We start from the raw sequence: 16,523 nt of genomic DNA, 5'->3' as shown, positions 1-16,523 counted from the left end.
CTGTCACACCGGCCGCAACCATCGCTCGATCATTGCAACGCCACAGGCCACCCCGTCCTCATGGCGCATCGCCACGCCCAGGGCCGCCGCGCGTGCGCGTGTTGCGTCGGTTTCAACGAAGGTGATGGCTGCCGCCAGCGTTGCTGCGTCCAGCCGCTTCGGTGACAACGGTGCCGGTGCCACGCCCAACCGATACAGACGATCAGCCCAGAAGAACTGATCGGCGGCGAACGGCATCACCAGCGAGGGAATGCCGGCGCGGCAGGCCGAATGCGTGGTGCCGCTGCCACCGTGGTGGATGGCGAATGCGCAACGCGGGAACAGCGCTTCGTGTGGAGTCGGCCCCAGTACGAAGACCGAATCGGGCAAGCGCATCGCAGGCAGTCCCACCCAGCCAGGAAACAGCAGCACCCGGCGTGGCGCCAGCGCCTGCAGCAGGGCCGGCAACACGCGCTCGCGATCAAAGCCGGTCATGCTGCCGAAGCCCAGATACACCGGCGGCGGACCGGCATCGAGGAAGGCCTGCAGATCGGCCGGGGGTATCCAGGGCGCATCGGGAAGGCGCCATTGGCCACAGACGATGTGGTCGGCCGGCCAATCCGCCGGTGGCGGCAGCAGCTGCGGCGAGATGCCATAGAGCATCGGCAGGCCGGGCCACAGCGAGCGGCGCGGCGATTGCCCCAGCTGCTTGCGGGCTGCGTTGATCGGCCGACGGAACTGGCGCCAGATCAGGCCGTTGACCAGCCCATAGCTGGCGCGGTTCAACCAGCCCGGCGAGCGTCCCGGTGGCAGGAACGGAGAGCGGAAGGCCCGCGTCGGGGTCAGCGGGATCATGCCGGTGCCGGTGACCGGCAGTCCGCGGCGTTCGCCCACGCTCATGCCGACAAAGGCCGCCAGGCCACCGGTCAGAATCGCATCGCAGCCTTCGGCAGCGGCATCGGCCTGGCGCATCCAGCCGCTGACATGCTGCAGCGCCATCCGTGCCAGCCCGCTACTGGCGGCGGCAACACCGTTGCCACGCGAGACCAGCGCGACCACTTCGTCATGGATGTCACCTTCAAGAGCCGCATGGGGCACATCCAGTGCCTGCGCGCTGCCCAGGGTGCCGCCATCGGCAAGCAGTGTCACCTCGTGGCCTGCGCCGATCAGCCCATGGCAGAGAATGGCCAGGGGACGCGTATCGCCTTCGGTTCCGTAGGTCAGGGCCAGCAGCCGCATGGAAAGCTCCGCAGTGAACCGGAGCAGTATGCCGGTTGGCGGGCTCCCGGCCCTGCCGGTTCAGCCGCAGCCTGTGGGTAACTTGCGCAAGTGCTTGAACCCGTGCATAATGCGCGGCTCGCTGTGTCCGGTTTTCTACCGGGCGGCGCCCCCGGGAGCACGTCCCCGGCCGCCCAACGCCAGCGTAACCCTTTGATTCTCTTGACGTGTGGTGGGCAACCATCGAGGCCGCCGTCTCCCGGGCTACGGGCTGACAACTACTACTATCGAGGTGCGCAATGTCCCGCGTATGCCAGGTTTCCGGCAAGCGAGTGCAGACGGGTAACAACGTCTCGCACGCCAACAACAAGACCCGTCGTCGTTTCCTGCCGAATCTGCACGAGCGCCGTTTCTGGGTGGCCAGCGAGAACCGCTGGGTCAAGCTTCGTGTTTCCGCGCATGCACTGCGCACCATCGACAAGAACGGCATTGATTCCGTTCTGGCTGAGCTGCGTGCGCGCGGCGAAAAGGTCTGAGGAGTAAAGCATCATGGCAGGCAAGCGCGATAAGGTCCGTATGATTTCCTCGGCCGGTACCGGCCACTTCTACACGACCGACAAGAACAAGAAGAACACCCCGGGGAAGATGGAATTCCTGAAGTACGATCCGGTCGTGCGCAAGCACGTCCTGTACAAGGAAGGCAAGATCAAGTAATCCGCAAGGATTGCTGGTCCCCGCGAAGAAACCCGCCCTTGTGGCGGGTTTTTTCATGCCCGATGTTCCCGTGGTGGGCGCCTGTGGGTGCCGACCGTTGGTCGGCACACTCCCTCCACCCCCCGGTAGGTGCCAACCTTGGTTGGCACGCTGCTTCAACGCAGTCGAGCGCGGCTCGACTCTACAAGGGCCGGTGGGCAGAATGGCCCATCACCTCCCGACGGGCGACACGATGCTGTTCGAGTGGTTGCTGGGTTCCTACCTGCTGCTGATCGACTGGCTGATCCGGCTGGTCGCGCTGTGCTGGATTCCCACCCGCACCACGCCCGGCGCGGCGCGCAGCTGGCTGCTGCTGGTCGGCTTCGTACCGCTGCTGGGCCTGCCGCTGTACCTGCTGTTCGGCCATCCGTGGCTGTCGCGCGAGCGCATCCGCCGCCAGGCCGAGGCCTCGCAGGTGATCCGTGAGGAGCAGGCGCTGCAGCATCGCCTGCGCTGGACCCCACAGCCCGACACCGCCAGCGCCGAGATCGTGCCGCTGGTGCAGCGCCAGGGCGATTTCATGCCGGTGCACGGCAACGCCGTCGATCTGCTGACCGACTACGACGAGTCGCTGCACACGCTGATCGCCGACATCGACCAGGCCGAAGACCGCGTGCACCTGCTGTACTACCTGATGTTCGACGACGCGGTCGGCGAGGCCATTGTCGAGGCCTTGCAGCGTGCCGCCGCGCGTGGCGTGCAGTGCCGCGTGCTGCTCGATGCGGTGGGCGCCAAGCGTGGCCTGCGCGCCTATCGCAAGCGCCTGCAGGCGCGCGACATCGAAGTGCGCGCGATGCTGCCCGGTGGCCTGCGCTGGCGTCGCAGCGGACGCATGGACCTGCGCAACCACCGCAAGATCGCGGTGATCGACAACGAAGTGGCCTATGTCGGTTCGCAGAACCTGGCGGGCCCGCAGTTCGTGCCGGGCCACCCGAACCGCGAACTGGTGGCGCGCGTGCGCGGCCCGGCGGTGGCGCACCTGGAAGCCGTATTCGCCAGCGACTGGTACATGGAGACCGGCCAGCGCCTAGATGTGATCACCGATGTGCCCGAATGCGGCGACGACATCGCCACCCAGCTGCTGCCCAGCGGCCCGGCCTACCCGTACAGCAACGCGCGCGACGCGGTAGCCGCGCTGATCCACCTGGCGCGACGCCGGCTGGTGATGGTCACCCCGTACTTCGTACCTGACGAAGCCACACTGAGTGCGCTGCGTATCGCCGCATTGTCCGGCGTGCAGGTGCAGCTGATCCTGTCTGCCAGCAACAACCAGCGGTTGACGTCGTGGGCGCAGGAGGCCTACTACGATGAACTGCTGCGCTGTGGCGTGCGCATCGCGCTGTACGAGCCGCAGTTCCTGCACGCCAAGCACATGAGCGTGGATGAGGACATCGCCGTGCTCGGCTCCATCAACATGGATATCCGCTCGTTCGCGCTGAATGCCGAGATCGGCCTGATCTGCTACGACCGCGCGCTGGTCCAGCAGCTGTGCGCGATCGAGGACGGCTACCTGCGCGAGTCGCGGCAGCTGGACCTGCAGCAGTGGCGCAGCCGTCCCACGTGGCGGCGCAGCCGCGAAGGTATTGCACGGCTGGCCGATGCGTTGATGTGAAGCAATGCCGGCCGCCCATTCCGGCAATCCGGCCCGTCATCGCCGATGGCCTACAATCGGCACATGACTGATTCACCGCGTAATGGCGAACTGGACCTGGCAATCATCGGTGGTGGTGCGGCCGGGGTGCTGGTGGCGATCCAGGCGTTGCGCCAGGCCAAGGCGCCGCTGGCGCTGGCCATCTTCGAACCCGCCTCGCAGCTGGCGCAGGGCATCGCCTATGCCACGCCATGGCCGGAGCATCTGCTGAACGTGCCGGCGGCGAAGATGAGTGCGTTTGCCGACCAGCCCGGCGATTTCCTCGACTACCTGATGGCCGCCAATGCCTACCCGGGCGAGGCGCGCGAGGTGCTGGGCGAGCGCTATGTGTGCCGCCACTACTTTGCTGCCTACCTGCAGCAGCGCCTGCAGGAGGCCGCTGCGACCAGCCCGGCACAGCTGCAGGTGATCGCGCAGCCGGTGCTGGGACTGCAGCCGGATGACCATGGCTACCAGCTGACACTCGGCGATGGCAGCACGCTGCACGCCGCGCAGGCGGTGCTGGCCACCGGCAACAGCATGCGGCCGCTGCCGGTGGCCGGTGCCGAGGCACTGCCCGCCGATGACGTGATCGAGGCCTGGGACTACGACGGCGTACGCACCCTGGCCGGCGAGCAGGCCGTGGCCATCGTCGGCTCCGGCCTGAGCATGGCCGACACCGTGCTGGCATTGGTCGCTGCCGGCCACACCGGCCCGCTGCACGTGATCTCGCGCCACGGCCTGCTGCCGTTGCCGCATGCGCACGGCGGCCTGCCCACGTTCGACCCGGCCACGCTGTTGCCGATGAACCTGCGCCAGCGCCTGCGCGCGTTGCGTGGGTTCGCACGCCAGGCACAGGCCGACGGCCTGCCGTGGCAGGGCGTGATGGACCGTATCCGTCCGCACGGGCAGGCGCTGTGGTGCAGCCTCGACGCGGCCGACCAGCGCCGCTTCCTGCGCCATGTGGTGCGCTACTGGGATGTGCATCGCCACCGCATCGCCGAAGAGGTCGACGCACAGCTGCAGGCGCTGATCGAAAGCGGCCAACTGCGTATCCACCGATCCCGCCTGCAACGCGTCGGCCGCGAAGGCGATGCCCTGCGGCTGTCGGGTCGCGATGCCACCGGCAATGAACAGCAGTGGACGATCAGCGGCGTGATCAACGCTACCGGCGTGGAAACCCGCGCCAGTGCGCTGCGCAACCCGCTGCTGCAGCAGCTGCAGGCCGATGGCCTGGCCCGCCCCGGCCCGCATGGGCTGGGCCTGGACAGCACGGTGCCGGGCGATCGCCTGTGTGCCGCCGGTGGCCAGCCACAGGCGCGGCTGGGCGTGCTCGGCAGCCTGCGCATCGGCAGCCTGTGGGAAAGTCTGGCGGTGCCTGAACTGCGTCAGCAGGCGCAGGCACTGGCCACCCAGGTGGTCGCAGGAGCCGCGACGGCGATGCCGTAAAATGGGGGCATGGATGTCTCCCACCTGCTTGATGGCCTGAACCCGGCCCAGCGCGAAGCCGTCTCCGCTCCCCCCGGCCACCACCTGGTGCTGGCCGGTGCCGGTTCCGGCAAGACCCGCGTACTCACCCACCGCATCGCCTGGCTGCATGAAGTCGAAGGCGTGCCGACCCACGGCATTTTCGCGGTGACCTTCACCAACAAGGCGGCCGGTGAAATGCGCCACCGCATCGACGCGCAGCTGCCCAATGGCAGCCGCGGCATGTGGATCGGCACCTTCCACGGCCTGGCCAACCGCCTGCTGCGCCTGCACTGGCAGGACGCCAAGCTGCCCGAAGGCTTCCAGGTGATGGATTCAGATGATCAGCTGCGGCTGGTCAAGCGCGTGGTGCAGGCGCTGGAACTGGACGACGGCAAGTACCCGGCCAAGCAGATCGCCTGGTGGATCAACGAACAGAAGGATGAGGGTCGCCGCCCGCAGCACATCCAGCCCGAGCCGCATGATGCGTGGCTGGAAACCATGCGCCAGGCCTATATCGAATACCAGGCACGCTGCGACCGCGCCGGCCTGGTCGACTTCGCCGAGCTGCTGCTGCGCGCCCATGAACTGCTGCGCGACAACCCGGCGCTGCTGTCGCACTACCGTGCCCGCTTCCGCGAGATCCTGGTGGACGAGTTCCAGGATACCAATGCCATCCAGTACGCCTTCGTGCGCGTGCTGGCCGGCGATTCCGGCCACGTGTTCGTGGTCGGCGACGATGACCAGGCCATCTACGGCTGGCGCGGCGCCAAGGTCGAGAACGTGCAGGGCTTCCTGCGTGATTTCCCAGGTGCGCAGACCATCCGCCTGGAACAGAACTATCGCTCCACTGCCAACATCCTCGGCGCTGCCAATGCGGTGATCGCGCACAACCCGGATCGCATCGGCAAGCAGCTGTGGACCGACAGTGGCGACGGAGAACCGATCGACCTGTACGCGGCGTACAACGAGATGGACGAGGCGCGCTACATCGTCGAGCGTGCCCGCCAGTGGGTACGCGATGGTGGCAGCTACACCGAAGTGGCCGTGCTCTACCGCAGCAACGCACAGTCGCGCGCGCTTGAAGAGGCGCTGCTGAGCGAACAGGTGCCCTATCGCGTGTACGGCGGCATGCGCTTCTTCGAACGGGCCGAAATCAAGGACGCGCTGGCTTACCTGCGCCTGCTGTCCAACCGCAACGATGACGCCGCCTTCGAGCGCGCGGTCAACACGCCTACCCGGGGCATCGGCGACCGCACGCTGGACGAAGTGCGCCGCGAGGCGCGCGCGCAGGGCATCTCGCTGTGGGAAGCAACGATGCTGGTCACCCAGGGCAACGCGCTGGCCGCACGCGCGCGCAATGCACTGGCCGGCTTCCTGGGGCTGGTCAACGAGCTGCAGGCGCAGACCGTGCACATGACCCTGGCCGAGCGCGTGGACCACGTGTTGGCCCGCTCGCAGCTGCGCGAGCACTGGAGCAAGGAAAGCCGCAATTCGCTGGATTCGGAATCGCGCACCGACAACCTCGACGAACTGGTCTCGGTCGCTTCGCGCTTCGTGCGCCGCGCCGACGACATCGAGGAAGTGGGCGAGGACATGGACGAGCTGGTCGCGTTCCTGGCCTACGCCGCGCTGGAGGCCGGTGAAGGCCAGGCGCAGGCCGGCGAGGACGGCGTGCAGCTGATGACCCTGCATTCGGCCAAGGGCCTGGAATTCCCGCTGGTGTTCCTGGCGGGCATGGAAGACGGCCTGTTCCCCAGCGCACGTTCGCTGGAGGAAAGCGGGCGGCTGGAGGAAGAGCGCCGCCTGGCCTACGTCGGCATCACCCGCGCGCGCCAGAAGCTGGTGCTGAGCTATGCCGAGTCGCGCCGCATCCACGGCCAGGACAACTACAGCCTGCCGTCGCGCTTCCTGCGCGAGATCCCGCGCGAACTGCTGCACGAAGTGCGCCCGAAGGTACAGGTCTCGCGGCCGGCCTCGATGGGTGCCAGCCGGGTGATGGGCCATGCCTCGATCGAGGCGCCGCCGGTCAAGCTCGGCGCGCTGGTCACCCATCCCAAGTTCGGCGAAGGCATGGTGACCGACTACGAAGGCAGCGGCGCCCACGCCCGCGTGCAGGTCGAGTTTGCCGACGCCGGCAGCAAGTGGCTGGTGATGGCCTACGCCAACCTGACGGTGATCTGATCACCGTCGGGGGGCGGGATCCCTGTAGAGCCGAGCCATGCTCGGCTGCTGTTGGCGGGGAAGAACAGCCGAGCATAGGCCCGGCTCTACAAAAGCGGTTGGACGTTACACGTATGGGGTCAGAGCCCCTTTCCGTTGGAAAAGGGATCCGACCCCGATACGCTGCAGCCATGACCCGCAACGTGCTCTTCCTCTGCAGCCAGAACCGCCTGCGCAGCCCGACGGCCGAGCAGGTGTTCGCCGAGTGGCCGGGCATCGAAACCGCATCGGCCGGGCTGCTGGCCGATGCCGAGGAAGTGCTCAGCCCCGAGCTGCTGCAGTGGGCCGATATCGTGTTCGTGATGGAGCGTGCTCACCGCAACCGGCTGTCCAGCCGCTACAAGCCGTGGCTGAAGGACAAGCGGGTGATCTGCCTGGATATCCCGGATGACTACGACTACATGGACCCGGTGCTGGTGGAGTTGCTGAAGCGCAAGGTGGCGCCGTTCCTGCGTTGAGCGTTGGTGGTGTAGAGCCGAGCCCATGCTCGGCTGCTTCTGGCGGGAAAGGCAGCCGAACATGGCTCGGGTCTACCAGAAAGACAGAGCGTCAGTCCTGCGCCTTTGAACCGGCCGTCGCATCCTGTTCGGACATCGACTGCTGCAGGCTGCTGGTGAAACTCTTTACCGCGCGCTCCAGTGCGATTTCCCAGTTCTCGCGTGATGGCACCTGGAAGATGTTCGCGCCATGCCCGGTGGCGGTGAAGGTACGGGTCTGGCCTTCCTTCCGCGCAACGACCTGCACCGAAATGTCGGCCAGCATCTGTTGTGTGGATGACACCATCCGGAAGAAGTTCGCCGGCATCTTGACCGAGAAATCGGTGAGCGAGGCCTCCAGTTGCGTACATGAGGTTTCGCACTGATCGGCGGTGCGATAGCCCATGTTTCGCAATGCCTGGATCATGATTGCGCGTGTCTTGTCCGCCGCTGTGGTGGACTCGATGGAGACAAGGACGCCGTTGCCTTGACGAACCACCCCGGCAATGTTCTTCGCACGGTCGGCTGCCGCAACTTCCGGGTAATAGACCGGACGGACGTCGCGCACCGGCCCCACCACCACTACCGGACCCTCTTCGGGATTCACCCGGATATCGGGCACGTTCACGCGCACCACTTCGGTGCGGATGCCGCAGCCGGTGAGGAGCAGCAGCAGCGAAAGACCAATGATCGACTTCATGTATTCCCCCTGTTGGAATGGTGTCCTTGCGACGCGCATTATCGCGTGGCTCGCAGGCAGCGGGAGTGGCGTTGGTCACAGCGGGGCAGCCGAGCATAGGCGTGGCTCTACTGGGACGAGCAAAATGCAGTCGAGCATGGCTATGCCGGTCGTCCTGACCGGCACCCTTTGGGCGGTCGCAAGCGACGTTGGCAGCGGCTCCTGCCGCTCCCTTCGACTCTACAATGGGGCCTGACATCCTCCAGGAACGCCCCCATGACCGAACCCACGCTGCACGTCACCGTGAAGTTGAACGCCCGGCTGCAGCCCGAGCATCGTCACGAACTGTTCGAGGACCCGCTCGACGCGCTGTTGCAGGCGGCCCAGGTGGGCGAGCTGACCGGTGGTGGCACTGCAATATCCGACCTCGGTGAAGTCGAGTACGGCGACATCGAAGTGGCGCTGGTCGATGCGGACGGCGTGCCGAAGCTGATCGACCTGCTGGAACAGCTGGGTGCACCGAAGGGTTCGCAGCTGCAGGGCGCGGGTGAAGCCGACCGCAGCTTCGGCGTGACCGAGGGGCTGGGCATCTACCTGGATGGCCTGAACCTGCCGGACGAAGTCTACGAGCAGTGCGATTCCAACCACGTGTTCGAACAGCTGTCGGAGAACATCGACGGCCTGGGCGAGATCTGCAGCTGGTGGCAGGGCCCGACCGAAACCGCGCTGTACATGTACGGCGAATCGTTCGAAGCGATGCGTGATGCGATTGCCGGATTCGTGGGCAGCTATCCGCTGTGCCAGAACGCACGCGTGGTGCAGATCGCCTGAAGGTAGGGGCGCTGTAGAGTCGAGCAAGCTCGACTCTACGGCAGCAGGTTATCGGCCGGCTGACTGCCGGGCGTTGTCGCGCAGCGCCATGTCCTTGCCGATCTGGTAGCCGCCGAACAGCACCGCCAAGGCGATGATCGCGGCAACCATGATGGACTTCTGGGAACTCCAGACGGGCGGCTTGTTGTCCTGCATGTCGGTCGTCCTTGGGCGCGGCAGTGCGCCGCCCGCCGAGCATGCGCCGCCCGACCGGTGCGTGCAAGCGGGCGGTGCGCACACGCCAATGCGCGGCGCCGGATTGATTCTGCTCAAGGCACGGCCTGCACATCCGGTGTGCAATGGTGTCGTTCCCATCTGGCAGATCGCTACGGAGCCCCACCATGTACAAGCGCATCCTGATTGCCACCGACGGATCCGAGCTGGCCGACAAGGGCCTGGCCAAGGGCCTGGAGCTGGCCAAGGACCTCAATGCCGAGGTCGATATCGTGACTGTTTCCGAGCCATGGGCCGTCGGCATGTACGATGCCATGGGCTGGAGCGTGGGCTACATGAACAGCCCGGAGTACAAGGCCGACCGCGAGGAAGGTGCGCAGAAGGTGCTGCAGCCGGCGCTGGCCAAGGCGGCCGAGCAGGGCATCACCGCCAATCCGGTGCACGTGCTGGACCGCTACGCGGCTGACGGCATCATCGAGACCGCCGGCGAGCGCAACAGCGACCTGATCGTGATGACCTCGCACGGCCGCCGTGGCGTGACCCGCGTGCTGCTGGGCAGCCAGACCGCCGAAGTGCTGGCACGCAGCACGCTGCCGGTGCTGGTCATCCGCTGATCCACACCCACTGATTCAAGCGTTCCCGGGGAGGGGACCCGACGCCGGCCGCAGGATGCGCGCCGGCGTTGCTTTTTTGTCGGGGATCGGGGGGCGGATCCACGCATGGCGTGGATCTACTGATAGGCGGTCACCCACGCATGGCGTGGATCCACGTTCGTTGTCCCGATAGATCCACGCCATGCGTGGATGGGCCGTGCCGATGGCCTTGAGGGGTCAGAGCCCTTTCCTGTGGAGAGGGATCCGACCCCGGTCACCTCACCAGCTGTACAGCTTCCAGTACACCGGCGACACACCGTCCTTGTCGTTGTCGAAACGGCCGTCGCCGTTCTTGTCGTACATGTAGAACGGAGCACCGCGCGATGGCGTCACCTTGACCATGCGCAGCTGGCCGGACACACGGTATTCCTCGATGACATCGCCGTTGTCCATGGTGCGCTTGGAGACATCGGCGCCCTTGACGTCCACCGGGGGAGCACCTGCGCCACCCATGCTGGCGCAGCCAGCGAGCAGGAGCAGGGAAGCCAGCATCAGGGTCTTCATCGGCGGGGGCCTTTGCCTGGAGAGAGCCCTGATTATGCCCCATCGCCAGGTGCGTGCCGTGTCGTCGCGGTGCAGGCACGGGCGCGTAGAATCGGCGCATGAGCAGATTAGTCCTGATCGACGGGTCCAGTTACCTGTACCGCGCGTTCCACGCGCTGCCGCCCCTGTCCAATGCACAGGGTGAACCCACTGGCGCACTGTTCGGCGTGGTCAACATGCTGCGTTCGACGCTGAAGGAACGCCCGGCCTACGTCGCGTTCGTGGTCGATGCGCCCGGCAAGACCTTCCGTGACGACCTGTACGACCAGTACAAGGCCAACCGCCCGCCGATGCCCGATGAGCTGCGCAGCCAGGTCGAGCCGATGTGCCGCATCGTCGAGGCGCTGGGCATCAGCATCCTGCGCGTCCCCGGCGTGGAAGCCGACGATGTGATCGGCACGCTGGCCCTCCAGGGCCTGGCGCAGGACCTGAAGGTGACCATTTCCACCGGCGACAAGGACTTCGCCCAGCTGGTGCGCCCGGGCATCGAGCTGGTCAACACCATGACCGGCAGCCGCATGGATTCGGATGCGGCGGTGATGGAGAAATTCGGCGTGCGCGCCGACCAGATCATCGACCTGCTGGCGCTGATGGGCGACGCGGTCGACAACGTGCCGGGCGTCGAGAAGTGCGGGCCGAAGACCGCTGCCAAGTGGCTGGCCGAGTACCAGCACCTGGATGGGGTGATGGCGGCCGCGCCGACCATGAAGGGCAAGATCGGCGAAAACCTGCGCGCCGCGCTGGAGCGTCTGCCGCTGAACCGCGAGCTGGTGACCATCCGCACCGACCTGGCGCTGGACGCCAGCCCGACCACGCTGGCCCTGCGCGAGCAGGACGTGCCGGAGCTGACCGAGCTGTATGCGCGCTACGGCTTCACCCAGGCACTGAAGGAACTGGGCGCGCCGGTGCCGGCACCGGTGGCCGCCAGCGAGGCGACCCCGAGCCTGCGCGGCACTGCGGCCGGCTTCGCGCGTGGCAGCGTCGAGGCGCCCGCCGCTGGCACGCTGGATCCGGCACTGTCCGCGCCGGGTGAATACGAGACCGTGCTGACCGCCGAGCAGCTGCAGGCCTGGGTCGAACGCCTGCAGCAGGCCGACCTGATCAGCTTCGATACCGAAACCGATGCGCTGGACGCGATGCGTGCGCGCCTGGTCGGCATCAGCCTGGCCGTCGAGCCGGGCAGGGCGGCGTACATTCCGGTCGGCCACGATTACCCGGGTGCGCCGGCCCAGCTGCCGATGCAGCAGGTGCTGGACGCGCTGCGCCCGGTGCTGCAGGACCCGGCGAAGAAGAAGCTGGGCCAGCACGGCAAGTACGACCTGCACGTGCTGCGCCGCCACGGCGTGCAGGTGCAGGGCTACCACGACGACACCATGCTCGAGAGCTTCGTGCTCAATTCCACCGCTACCCGCCACGACATGGATTCGCTGGCGCTGCGCTACCTGGGCTACAGCACCATCAAGTTCGAGGAGGTGGCCGGCAAGGGCGCCAAGCAGATTCCGTTCTCGCAGGTGGGCATCGACGAGGCCAGCCGCTACGCCGCCGAGGACGCCGACATCACCCTGCGCCTGCACCACGCGCTGCAGCCGCAGCTGCTGGCCGAGCCGGCGCTGGACAGCGTTTACCGCGGCATCGAGATGCCGCTGGTGCCGGTGCTGGCCAGCATCGAAGCCAACGGCGTGCGGGTCGACACCGACGAACTGCGCCGGCAGAGCCAGGACCTGTCTTCGCGCATGCTGGCCGCGCAGCAGAAAGCCACCGAGCTGGCCGGGCGCAGCTTCAACCTGGATTCGCCCAAGCAGCTGCAGGCGGTGCTGTTCGACGAGTTGAAGCTGCCGGCGGTGGTGAAGACCCCCAAGGGCCAGCCCAGCACCAATGAAGAGGCGCTGGAGGCGATTGCCGACCAGCACGAGCTGCCGCGCGTGATCCTGGAGTACCGCGGGCTGGCCAAGCTGCGCAGCACCTACACCGACAAGCTGCCGGAGATGGTCAACCCGGATACCGGCCGCGTGCATACCAGCTATCACCAATCCGGAGCCGCCACCGGCCGCCTGTCCTCGTCGGACCCGAACCTGCAGAACATCCCGATCCGCACCGAGGACGGCCGTCGCATCCGCCGCGCGTTCGTGGCGCCGGAGGGCTTCCAGCTGCTGGCGGCCGACTATTCGCAGATCGAACTGCGGATCATGGCCCACCTGTCCGAGGACCCGGGCCTGGTGCGTGCCTTCGAGCAGGGCGCCGACGTGCACCGTGCCACCGCCGCCGAGGTGTTCGGGCGCACGCTGGAGGAAGTGACCCCGAACGAGCGCCGCGCCGCCAAGGCGATCAACTTCGGGCTGATGTACGGCATGAGCGCCTTCGGCCTGGCCCGCAACCTGGGCATCGACCGTGGCCAGGCGCAGGACTACGTGGCGCTGTACTTCAGCCGCTACCCGGGCGTGCGCGATTTCATGGAGCGGATGCGCCAGCAGGCCCGCGACCAGGGCTATGTGGAAACCCTGTTTGGTCGTCGCCTGTACCTGAACGACATTCATGCACGTAACCAGGGCCTGCGCGCCGGTGCCGAACGCGCGGCGATCAACGCGCCGATGCAGGGCACCGCCGCCGACATCATCAAACGCGCGATGGTGGACGTGGACCAGTGGCTGCGTGACAGCGGCGCACCGGCACGGATGATCCTGCAGGTGCACGATGAACTGGTGTTCGAAACCGAAAGCAGTTTCGTTGAAGACTTGCGTTTGCAGGTGGTCGAGCGCATGTCGCAAGCGGCCAAACTGCGGGTGCCGCTGGTGGTCGATACCGGCGTCGGCAACAACTGGGACGAAGCGCACTGAGGGCATTTCAGGCCGAAAACGACGTGAATTCGTTCATTCGTCAGAGGTTTCTGACTCGATCATGAATGTTGTCCTGATCGAGGTTCATTAAATTGGGCCCCTTCACGAACCGTTAGTGTTCGGAGTGCTTCTATAACTCTCGACAGGCGCAACGCCTGTTGTGGATCTCTCCCATCCCCTGGAGCAGATCTCGGAACGGGGACTCCTCCCCAAGTGCCCGTTCCCCGGCCCCGTTGACCTCCCCCTGGTCAGCGGGGCTTTTTATTTGTGCCGCCGCAGCACCAGGGATGGGGTCAGATCCTTGGTGCTAGGCTGGGCTACCGTTCCACAGGGGAAGGCCATGCCCGATCTGTTTGCACTGGCAATGCCCTGGTGGGAGTTCATCCTGCGCGCGGTGGTGGTCTATGTCGTGGTGCTGGGCATGGTCCGGCTTGGCGGCAAGCGGGCTCTAGGGCAGATCACGCCCTTCGACGTGCTGTTGATCGTGCTGCTGGGCAATGCGGTGCAGAACGTGCTGCTGGGCACCGATACCTCGCTGGGCGGCGGCCTGCTGCTGGCCGCGACCCTCATCCTGCTCAACTATGGGGTGGGCTGGCTGACCACCCGGAATCGACGCATGGAGCGGATGATCGAAGGAGAACCTACCGTAATCGCGCGCGATGGCCGGCTTTTGGAGGGTGTTCTTCGCCGCGAACTGATCAGCCGGGCCGATTTCGATGCTGCGTTGCGCCAGCAGGGTGGCCTGCGGATCGAGGATGTGCAGATCGCCCTGCTGGAGACGACCGGGCACATCACCATCCTTCCGCGGAAGGGCACCTGATCGTGCAGCACCGAGCATGGGCTCGGCGCTACAGCGCATCATTCACGGTGTGCAGCGGGTAGTGCCGGCCGCCGGTTTGCGCTCGTAATAGGCGAAACGATTGCCGCTGTCGATACCGACCAGGTTGCCGTTCTGCAGCAGCTGCAGCACGAAGTCGCTGCCGATATCGCGGTGGATGAGGATGCGGCCATCGCGCAGGCTTGCCCGCAGTGGCTGTTCGCGGCCACCGGCCTCAACCACACCACCCTCGAGGAAACGCAGCTGCGACAGCACGCTGCGCTCGGCTTCAAAGCTGCCACAGGGCAGTGCGGCGGCCGGCACCGGCGTGAGCGCTGCCGCGGGGGCGCTGGCGAGAACGGCAAGGTCTTTGGCCGGACCGCAGGCCGGGGCATCCGCGCGCTGTGCACAGGATCGCTGCAGCGCATCGCGGGCCTCCTGCAGGCGGCCACTGCTCCACAAGGTTTCGGCGGTGTCGGCGCAGAACGTTTCGCCCTGTTGCACGCGGCAAAGGTCGATCAGTTCATCAAGCTGTGCAGGTGGCAGAGGCGCATCCACGGAATGCTGCAGGCCGAGCAGGGCCTTGCCCATCATTTCCGAGGCAATCTCCTTGGCTGCCGTCATGCAACCCTCGGCGTCGAACGAGGGCAGCTCCTCCCTGCAGATCTCGGGAATCGGCGGTTCTTCCTTTCCGGGCGCTGCGTCCTTGGCCTGCTGCTGGTAGGTCTCCAGCAGGCGCATGCAGGCTGCGCCCACGCCCTCGGCGCACCAGGCGTGCAGTTTCACGGGTGCGGCCTCTGGCAGCGCCTCCAGGCACTCGGAGGTGTTCATCACGCAACCGCCCTCGACGGGCTGCGGCATCGTCTTGCAGGCGGCGGCGTGCTCACGGGTGAACTCGCGATAGGGCGTGCTGATCGTGCGGTCGTTGTCCGAGAAGTACCAGTTTTCCAGCTGGCCCGTGGACAGGTTGCCGGTACCGAGCACGTCTTCCTGGCGGGCGATGCGCAGCTCCTCGGTGGCCTGGTAGGGGCCGGACAGGAAGCCGTGGCCTTCGCTCTCCAGGGTCAGCGTGGTGTTGCCGTTGCTGTCCTTGTAGGTGCCGCAGGCCATCGACTGAGCGGCGGCCGGCAGGCTGGCCGAGGCCAATGCAAGCAACAGCAGGGAGCGCCAGCCCGCAGCGCGAGGGCGGGGGGAAACAGCAGCGGGCATGGGGTCATCCTTGAAGGAAGTGAGCAGGGCCTGTCCGGTGCGGGGCGCACCACAGGCAGGAGAGGGCGCCACGGGTCAGGCGTGGCGCCGGAAGATCAGAGCCAGTCGCGCGGCACCAGATAGTCGGCCAGGCGCGCCTCGGCGCTGCCCGCTTCCGGGACGAAGCCGTACTCCCAGCGCACCCGCGGCGGCAGGCTCATCAGGATGCTCTCGCTGCGGCCGCCGCTCTGCAGGCCGAACAGCGTGCCGCGGTCGTAGACCAGGTTGAACTCCACGTAGCGGCCGCGGCGGTACAGCTGGAACTCGCGTTCGCGCTCGCCATAGAGGGCGTCCTTGCGCTGCTGCACGATCGGCAGGTAGGCGTCGAGGAAACCATCGCCGACCGCACGCAGATAAGCGAAGTCGCGCTCGAAGTCGCCGTGCAGGTCGTCGAAGAACAGCCCGCCGACGCCGCGCGTTTCATTGCGGTGGCGCAGGAAGAAGTACTCATCACACCAGCGCTTGTGCGCGGCATAGCGTTCGTCGCCGAACGGAGCACACAGATCGCGTGCCACCTGGTGCCAGTGCTGCACGTCCTCGTCGAACGGATAGAACGGGGTCAGGTCGAAGCCGCCGCCGAACCAGCTGGCCACCACTTCACCGTCGCGCTGTGCCTGGAAGAAGCGCACGTTGGCATGGGTGGTCGGCACGTAGGGGTTGAGCGGGTGGAACACCAGCGACACGCCGGTGGCGCGCCAGGAGGCGCCGGCCAGTTCCGGGCGGTTGGCCGAGGCCGACGGCGGCAGGCGGCTGCCGGACACATCGGAAAAGCCGATACCGGCCTGCTCGAACACCGCGCCGTCGCGCAGCACGCGGGTGCGCCCACCGCCGCCCTCGGCACGCTGCCACAGGTCTTCCTGGAAGCGGGCCCGGCCATCGACGGCCTCGATCGCCGCACAGATGCGGTCCTGCAGGTCGGTGAGGTAGGCGCGCACGCGCTCGAATTCGTTCATGGCGCG

16 protein-coding genes are annotated in these 16,523 nt (G+C 66.7%); 10 read left to right on the top strand and 6 right to left on the bottom strand.

Features of this window, described 5'->3' with window-relative positions; translation table 11 throughout:
• Positions 1–3: 3 nt before the first annotated feature.
• Positions 4–1,218, bottom strand: a complete 1,215-nt coding sequence (locus tag Q9Q79_RS19990) for a glycosyltransferase (RefSeq protein WP_201861941.1) — start codon at positions 1,216–1,218, stop codon at positions 4–6.
• Positions 1,219–1,496: 278 nt separating this feature from the next.
• Between Q9Q79_RS19990 and rpmB the strand changes: the two genes are divergently transcribed.
• The 6 genes from rpmB (at position 1,497) to Q9Q79_RS19960 (ending at position 7,728) form a co-directional block, all read left to right on the top strand.
• Positions 1,497–1,733 carry a 50S ribosomal protein L28 gene (rpmB, locus tag Q9Q79_RS19985; RefSeq protein ID WP_005411638.1) on the top strand — a complete coding sequence of 79 codons (237 nt, stop codon included), beginning with the start codon at positions 1,497–1,499 and terminating at the stop codon, positions 1,731–1,733.
• A gap of 10 nt (positions 1,734–1,743) precedes the next feature.
• Entirely contained in the window at positions 1,744–1,911 is a 168-nt protein-coding gene (rpmG, locus tag Q9Q79_RS19980; RefSeq protein ID WP_169411268.1) for a 50S ribosomal protein L33, read from the top strand.
• A 232-nt stretch (positions 1,912–2,143) separates the two neighbouring features.
• Positions 2,144–3,562: a cardiolipin synthase gene (gene cls / locus Q9Q79_RS19975; protein WP_005414897.1), complete on the top strand. Its 1,419-nt coding sequence runs from the start codon at positions 2,144–2,146 to the stop codon at positions 3,560–3,562.
• Between the two features lie 45 nt (positions 3,563–3,607).
• Positions 3,608–5,029: an FAD/NAD(P)-binding protein gene (locus tag Q9Q79_RS19970; RefSeq protein WP_201861940.1), complete on the top strand. Its 1,422-nt coding sequence runs from the start codon at positions 3,608–3,610 to the stop codon at positions 5,027–5,029.
• A 9-nt stretch (positions 5,030–5,038) separates the two neighbouring features.
• On the top strand, positions 5,039–7,231 hold the full coding sequence (gene uvrD, locus Q9Q79_RS19965) for a DNA helicase II (RefSeq protein WP_049396046.1): 2,193 nt from the start codon (positions 5,039–5,041) through the stop codon (positions 7,229–7,231).
• 170 nt (positions 7,232–7,401) lie between these two features.
• The gene (locus tag Q9Q79_RS19960; protein WP_049396047.1) at positions 7,402–7,728 is read left to right on the top strand and encodes a low molecular weight protein tyrosine phosphatase family protein; all 327 of its coding nucleotides are present in this window, start codon (positions 7,402–7,404) and stop codon (positions 7,726–7,728) included.
• A gap of 91 nt (positions 7,729–7,819) precedes the next feature.
• Here Q9Q79_RS19960 and Q9Q79_RS19955 read toward each other — a convergent pair whose 3' ends face one another.
• Positions 7,820–8,446, bottom strand: a complete 627-nt coding sequence (locus tag Q9Q79_RS19955; protein ID WP_024957802.1) for a hypothetical protein — start codon at positions 8,444–8,446, stop codon at positions 7,820–7,822.
• A 255-nt stretch (positions 8,447–8,701) separates the two neighbouring features.
• Here Q9Q79_RS19955 and Q9Q79_RS19950 point away from each other — a divergent pair, with 255 nt between their 5' ends.
• Positions 8,702–9,256 carry a hypothetical protein gene (locus Q9Q79_RS19950; protein WP_043034430.1) on the top strand — a complete coding sequence of 185 codons (555 nt, stop codon included), beginning with the start codon at positions 8,702–8,704 and terminating at the stop codon, positions 9,254–9,256.
• A gap of 48 nt (positions 9,257–9,304) precedes the next feature.
• Here the strand turns inward: Q9Q79_RS19950 and Q9Q79_RS19945 are convergent, their stop codons facing one another.
• Positions 9,305–9,451 carry a hypothetical protein gene (locus tag Q9Q79_RS19945; RefSeq protein WP_005411630.1) on the bottom strand — a complete coding sequence of 49 codons (147 nt, stop codon included), beginning with the start codon at positions 9,449–9,451 and terminating at the stop codon, positions 9,305–9,307.
• A gap of 185 nt (positions 9,452–9,636) precedes the next feature.
• Between Q9Q79_RS19945 and Q9Q79_RS19940 the strand changes: the two genes are divergently transcribed.
• Positions 9,637–10,083 (top strand): universal stress protein, encoded by a 447-nt coding sequence (locus Q9Q79_RS19940; RefSeq protein WP_005411629.1) that lies wholly within the window; start codon positions 9,637–9,639, stop codon positions 10,081–10,083.
• A gap of 258 nt (positions 10,084–10,341) precedes the next feature.
• Here Q9Q79_RS19940 and Q9Q79_RS19935 read toward each other — a convergent pair whose 3' ends face one another.
• A complete protein-coding gene (locus Q9Q79_RS19935; RefSeq protein ID WP_005411628.1) occupies positions 10,342–10,626 on the bottom strand; it encodes a DUF2782 domain-containing protein in 285 nt (94 codons plus the stop codon).
• 98 nt (positions 10,627–10,724) lie between these two features.
• On the opposite strand from Q9Q79_RS19935, the gene polA reads away from it, so the two are divergent.
• Positions 10,725–13,499: a DNA polymerase I gene (gene polA, locus Q9Q79_RS19930; RefSeq protein ID WP_076739419.1), complete on the top strand. Its 2,775-nt coding sequence runs from the start codon at positions 10,725–10,727 to the stop codon at positions 13,497–13,499.
• A 340-nt stretch (positions 13,500–13,839) separates the two neighbouring features.
• The gene (locus tag Q9Q79_RS19925) at positions 13,840–14,319 is read left to right on the top strand and encodes a YetF domain-containing protein (RefSeq protein WP_201861934.1); all 480 of its coding nucleotides are present in this window, start codon (positions 13,840–13,842) and stop codon (positions 14,317–14,319) included.
• 42 nt (positions 14,320–14,361) lie between these two features.
• On the opposite strand, the gene Q9Q79_RS19920 is transcribed toward Q9Q79_RS19925, so the two are convergent.
• Positions 14,362–15,525: a hypothetical protein gene (locus Q9Q79_RS19920; RefSeq protein WP_076739418.1), complete on the bottom strand. Its 1,164-nt coding sequence runs from the start codon at positions 15,523–15,525 to the stop codon at positions 14,362–14,364.
• A gap of 95 nt (positions 15,526–15,620) precedes the next feature.
• Positions 15,621–16,517 carry an oxygen-dependent coproporphyrinogen oxidase gene (gene hemF, locus Q9Q79_RS19915; RefSeq protein WP_201861932.1) on the bottom strand — a complete coding sequence of 299 codons (897 nt, stop codon included), beginning with the start codon at positions 16,515–16,517 and terminating at the stop codon, positions 15,621–15,623.
• Between the last annotated feature and the right edge of the window lie 6 nt (positions 16,518–16,523).

Source organism: Stenotrophomonas sp. a6 (genome assembly GCF_030913325.1).
GTDB classification, from domain to species: Bacteria; Pseudomonadota; Gammaproteobacteria; order Xanthomonadales; family Xanthomonadaceae; genus Stenotrophomonas; species Stenotrophomonas maltophilia.
Note: the sequence above shows the minus strand (reverse complement) of the source record. Positions and strands in the feature narration are given on the sequence as shown.

Excerpts from the sequence above, each read along its gene's own strand:
- uvrD (WP_049396046.1), top strand. The coding sequence starts at position 5,039 with ATGGATGTCTCCCACCTGCTTGATGGCCTGAACCCGGCCCAGCGCGAA.
- Q9Q79_RS19970 (WP_201861940.1), top strand. The coding sequence starts at position 3,608 with ATGGCCTACAATCGGCACATGACTGATTCACCGCGTAATGGCGAACTG.
- Q9Q79_RS19925 (WP_201861934.1), top strand. The coding sequence starts at position 13,840 with ATGCCCGATCTGTTTGCACTGGCAATGCCCTGGTGGGAGTTCATCCTG.
- cls (WP_005414897.1), top strand. The coding sequence starts at position 2,144 with ATGCTGTTCGAGTGGTTGCTGGGTTCCTACCTGCTGCTGATCGACTGG.
- Q9Q79_RS19940 (WP_005411629.1), top strand. The coding sequence starts at position 9,637 with ATGTACAAGCGCATCCTGATTGCCACCGACGGATCCGAGCTGGCCGAC.
- hemF (WP_201861932.1), bottom strand. The coding sequence starts at position 16,517 with ATGAACGAATTCGAGCGCGTGCGCGCCTACCTCACCGACCTGCAGGAC.
- Q9Q79_RS19945 (WP_005411630.1), bottom strand. The coding sequence starts at position 9,451 with ATGCAGGACAACAAGCCGCCCGTCTGGAGTTCCCAGAAGTCCATCATG.
- Q9Q79_RS19955 (WP_024957802.1), bottom strand. The coding sequence starts at position 8,446 with ATGAAGTCGATCATTGGTCTTTCGCTGCTGCTGCTCCTCACCGGCTGC.
- Q9Q79_RS19960 (WP_049396047.1), top strand. The coding sequence starts at position 7,402 with ATGACCCGCAACGTGCTCTTCCTCTGCAGCCAGAACCGCCTGCGCAGC.
- Q9Q79_RS19935 (WP_005411628.1), bottom strand. The coding sequence starts at position 10,626 with ATGAAGACCCTGATGCTGGCTTCCCTGCTCCTGCTCGCTGGCTGCGCC.
- polA (WP_076739419.1), top strand. The coding sequence starts at position 10,725 with ATGAGCAGATTAGTCCTGATCGACGGGTCCAGTTACCTGTACCGCGCG.
- Q9Q79_RS19990 (WP_201861941.1), bottom strand. The coding sequence starts at position 1,218 with ATGCGGCTGCTGGCCCTGACCTACGGAACCGAAGGCGATACGCGTCCC.
- Q9Q79_RS19950 (WP_043034430.1), top strand. The coding sequence starts at position 8,702 with ATGACCGAACCCACGCTGCACGTCACCGTGAAGTTGAACGCCCGGCTG.
- rpmB (WP_005411638.1), top strand. The coding sequence starts at position 1,497 with ATGTCCCGCGTATGCCAGGTTTCCGGCAAGCGAGTGCAGACGGGTAAC.
- Q9Q79_RS19920 (WP_076739418.1), bottom strand. The coding sequence starts at position 15,525 with ATGCCCGCTGCTGTTTCCCCCCGCCCTCGCGCTGCGGGCTGGCGCTCC.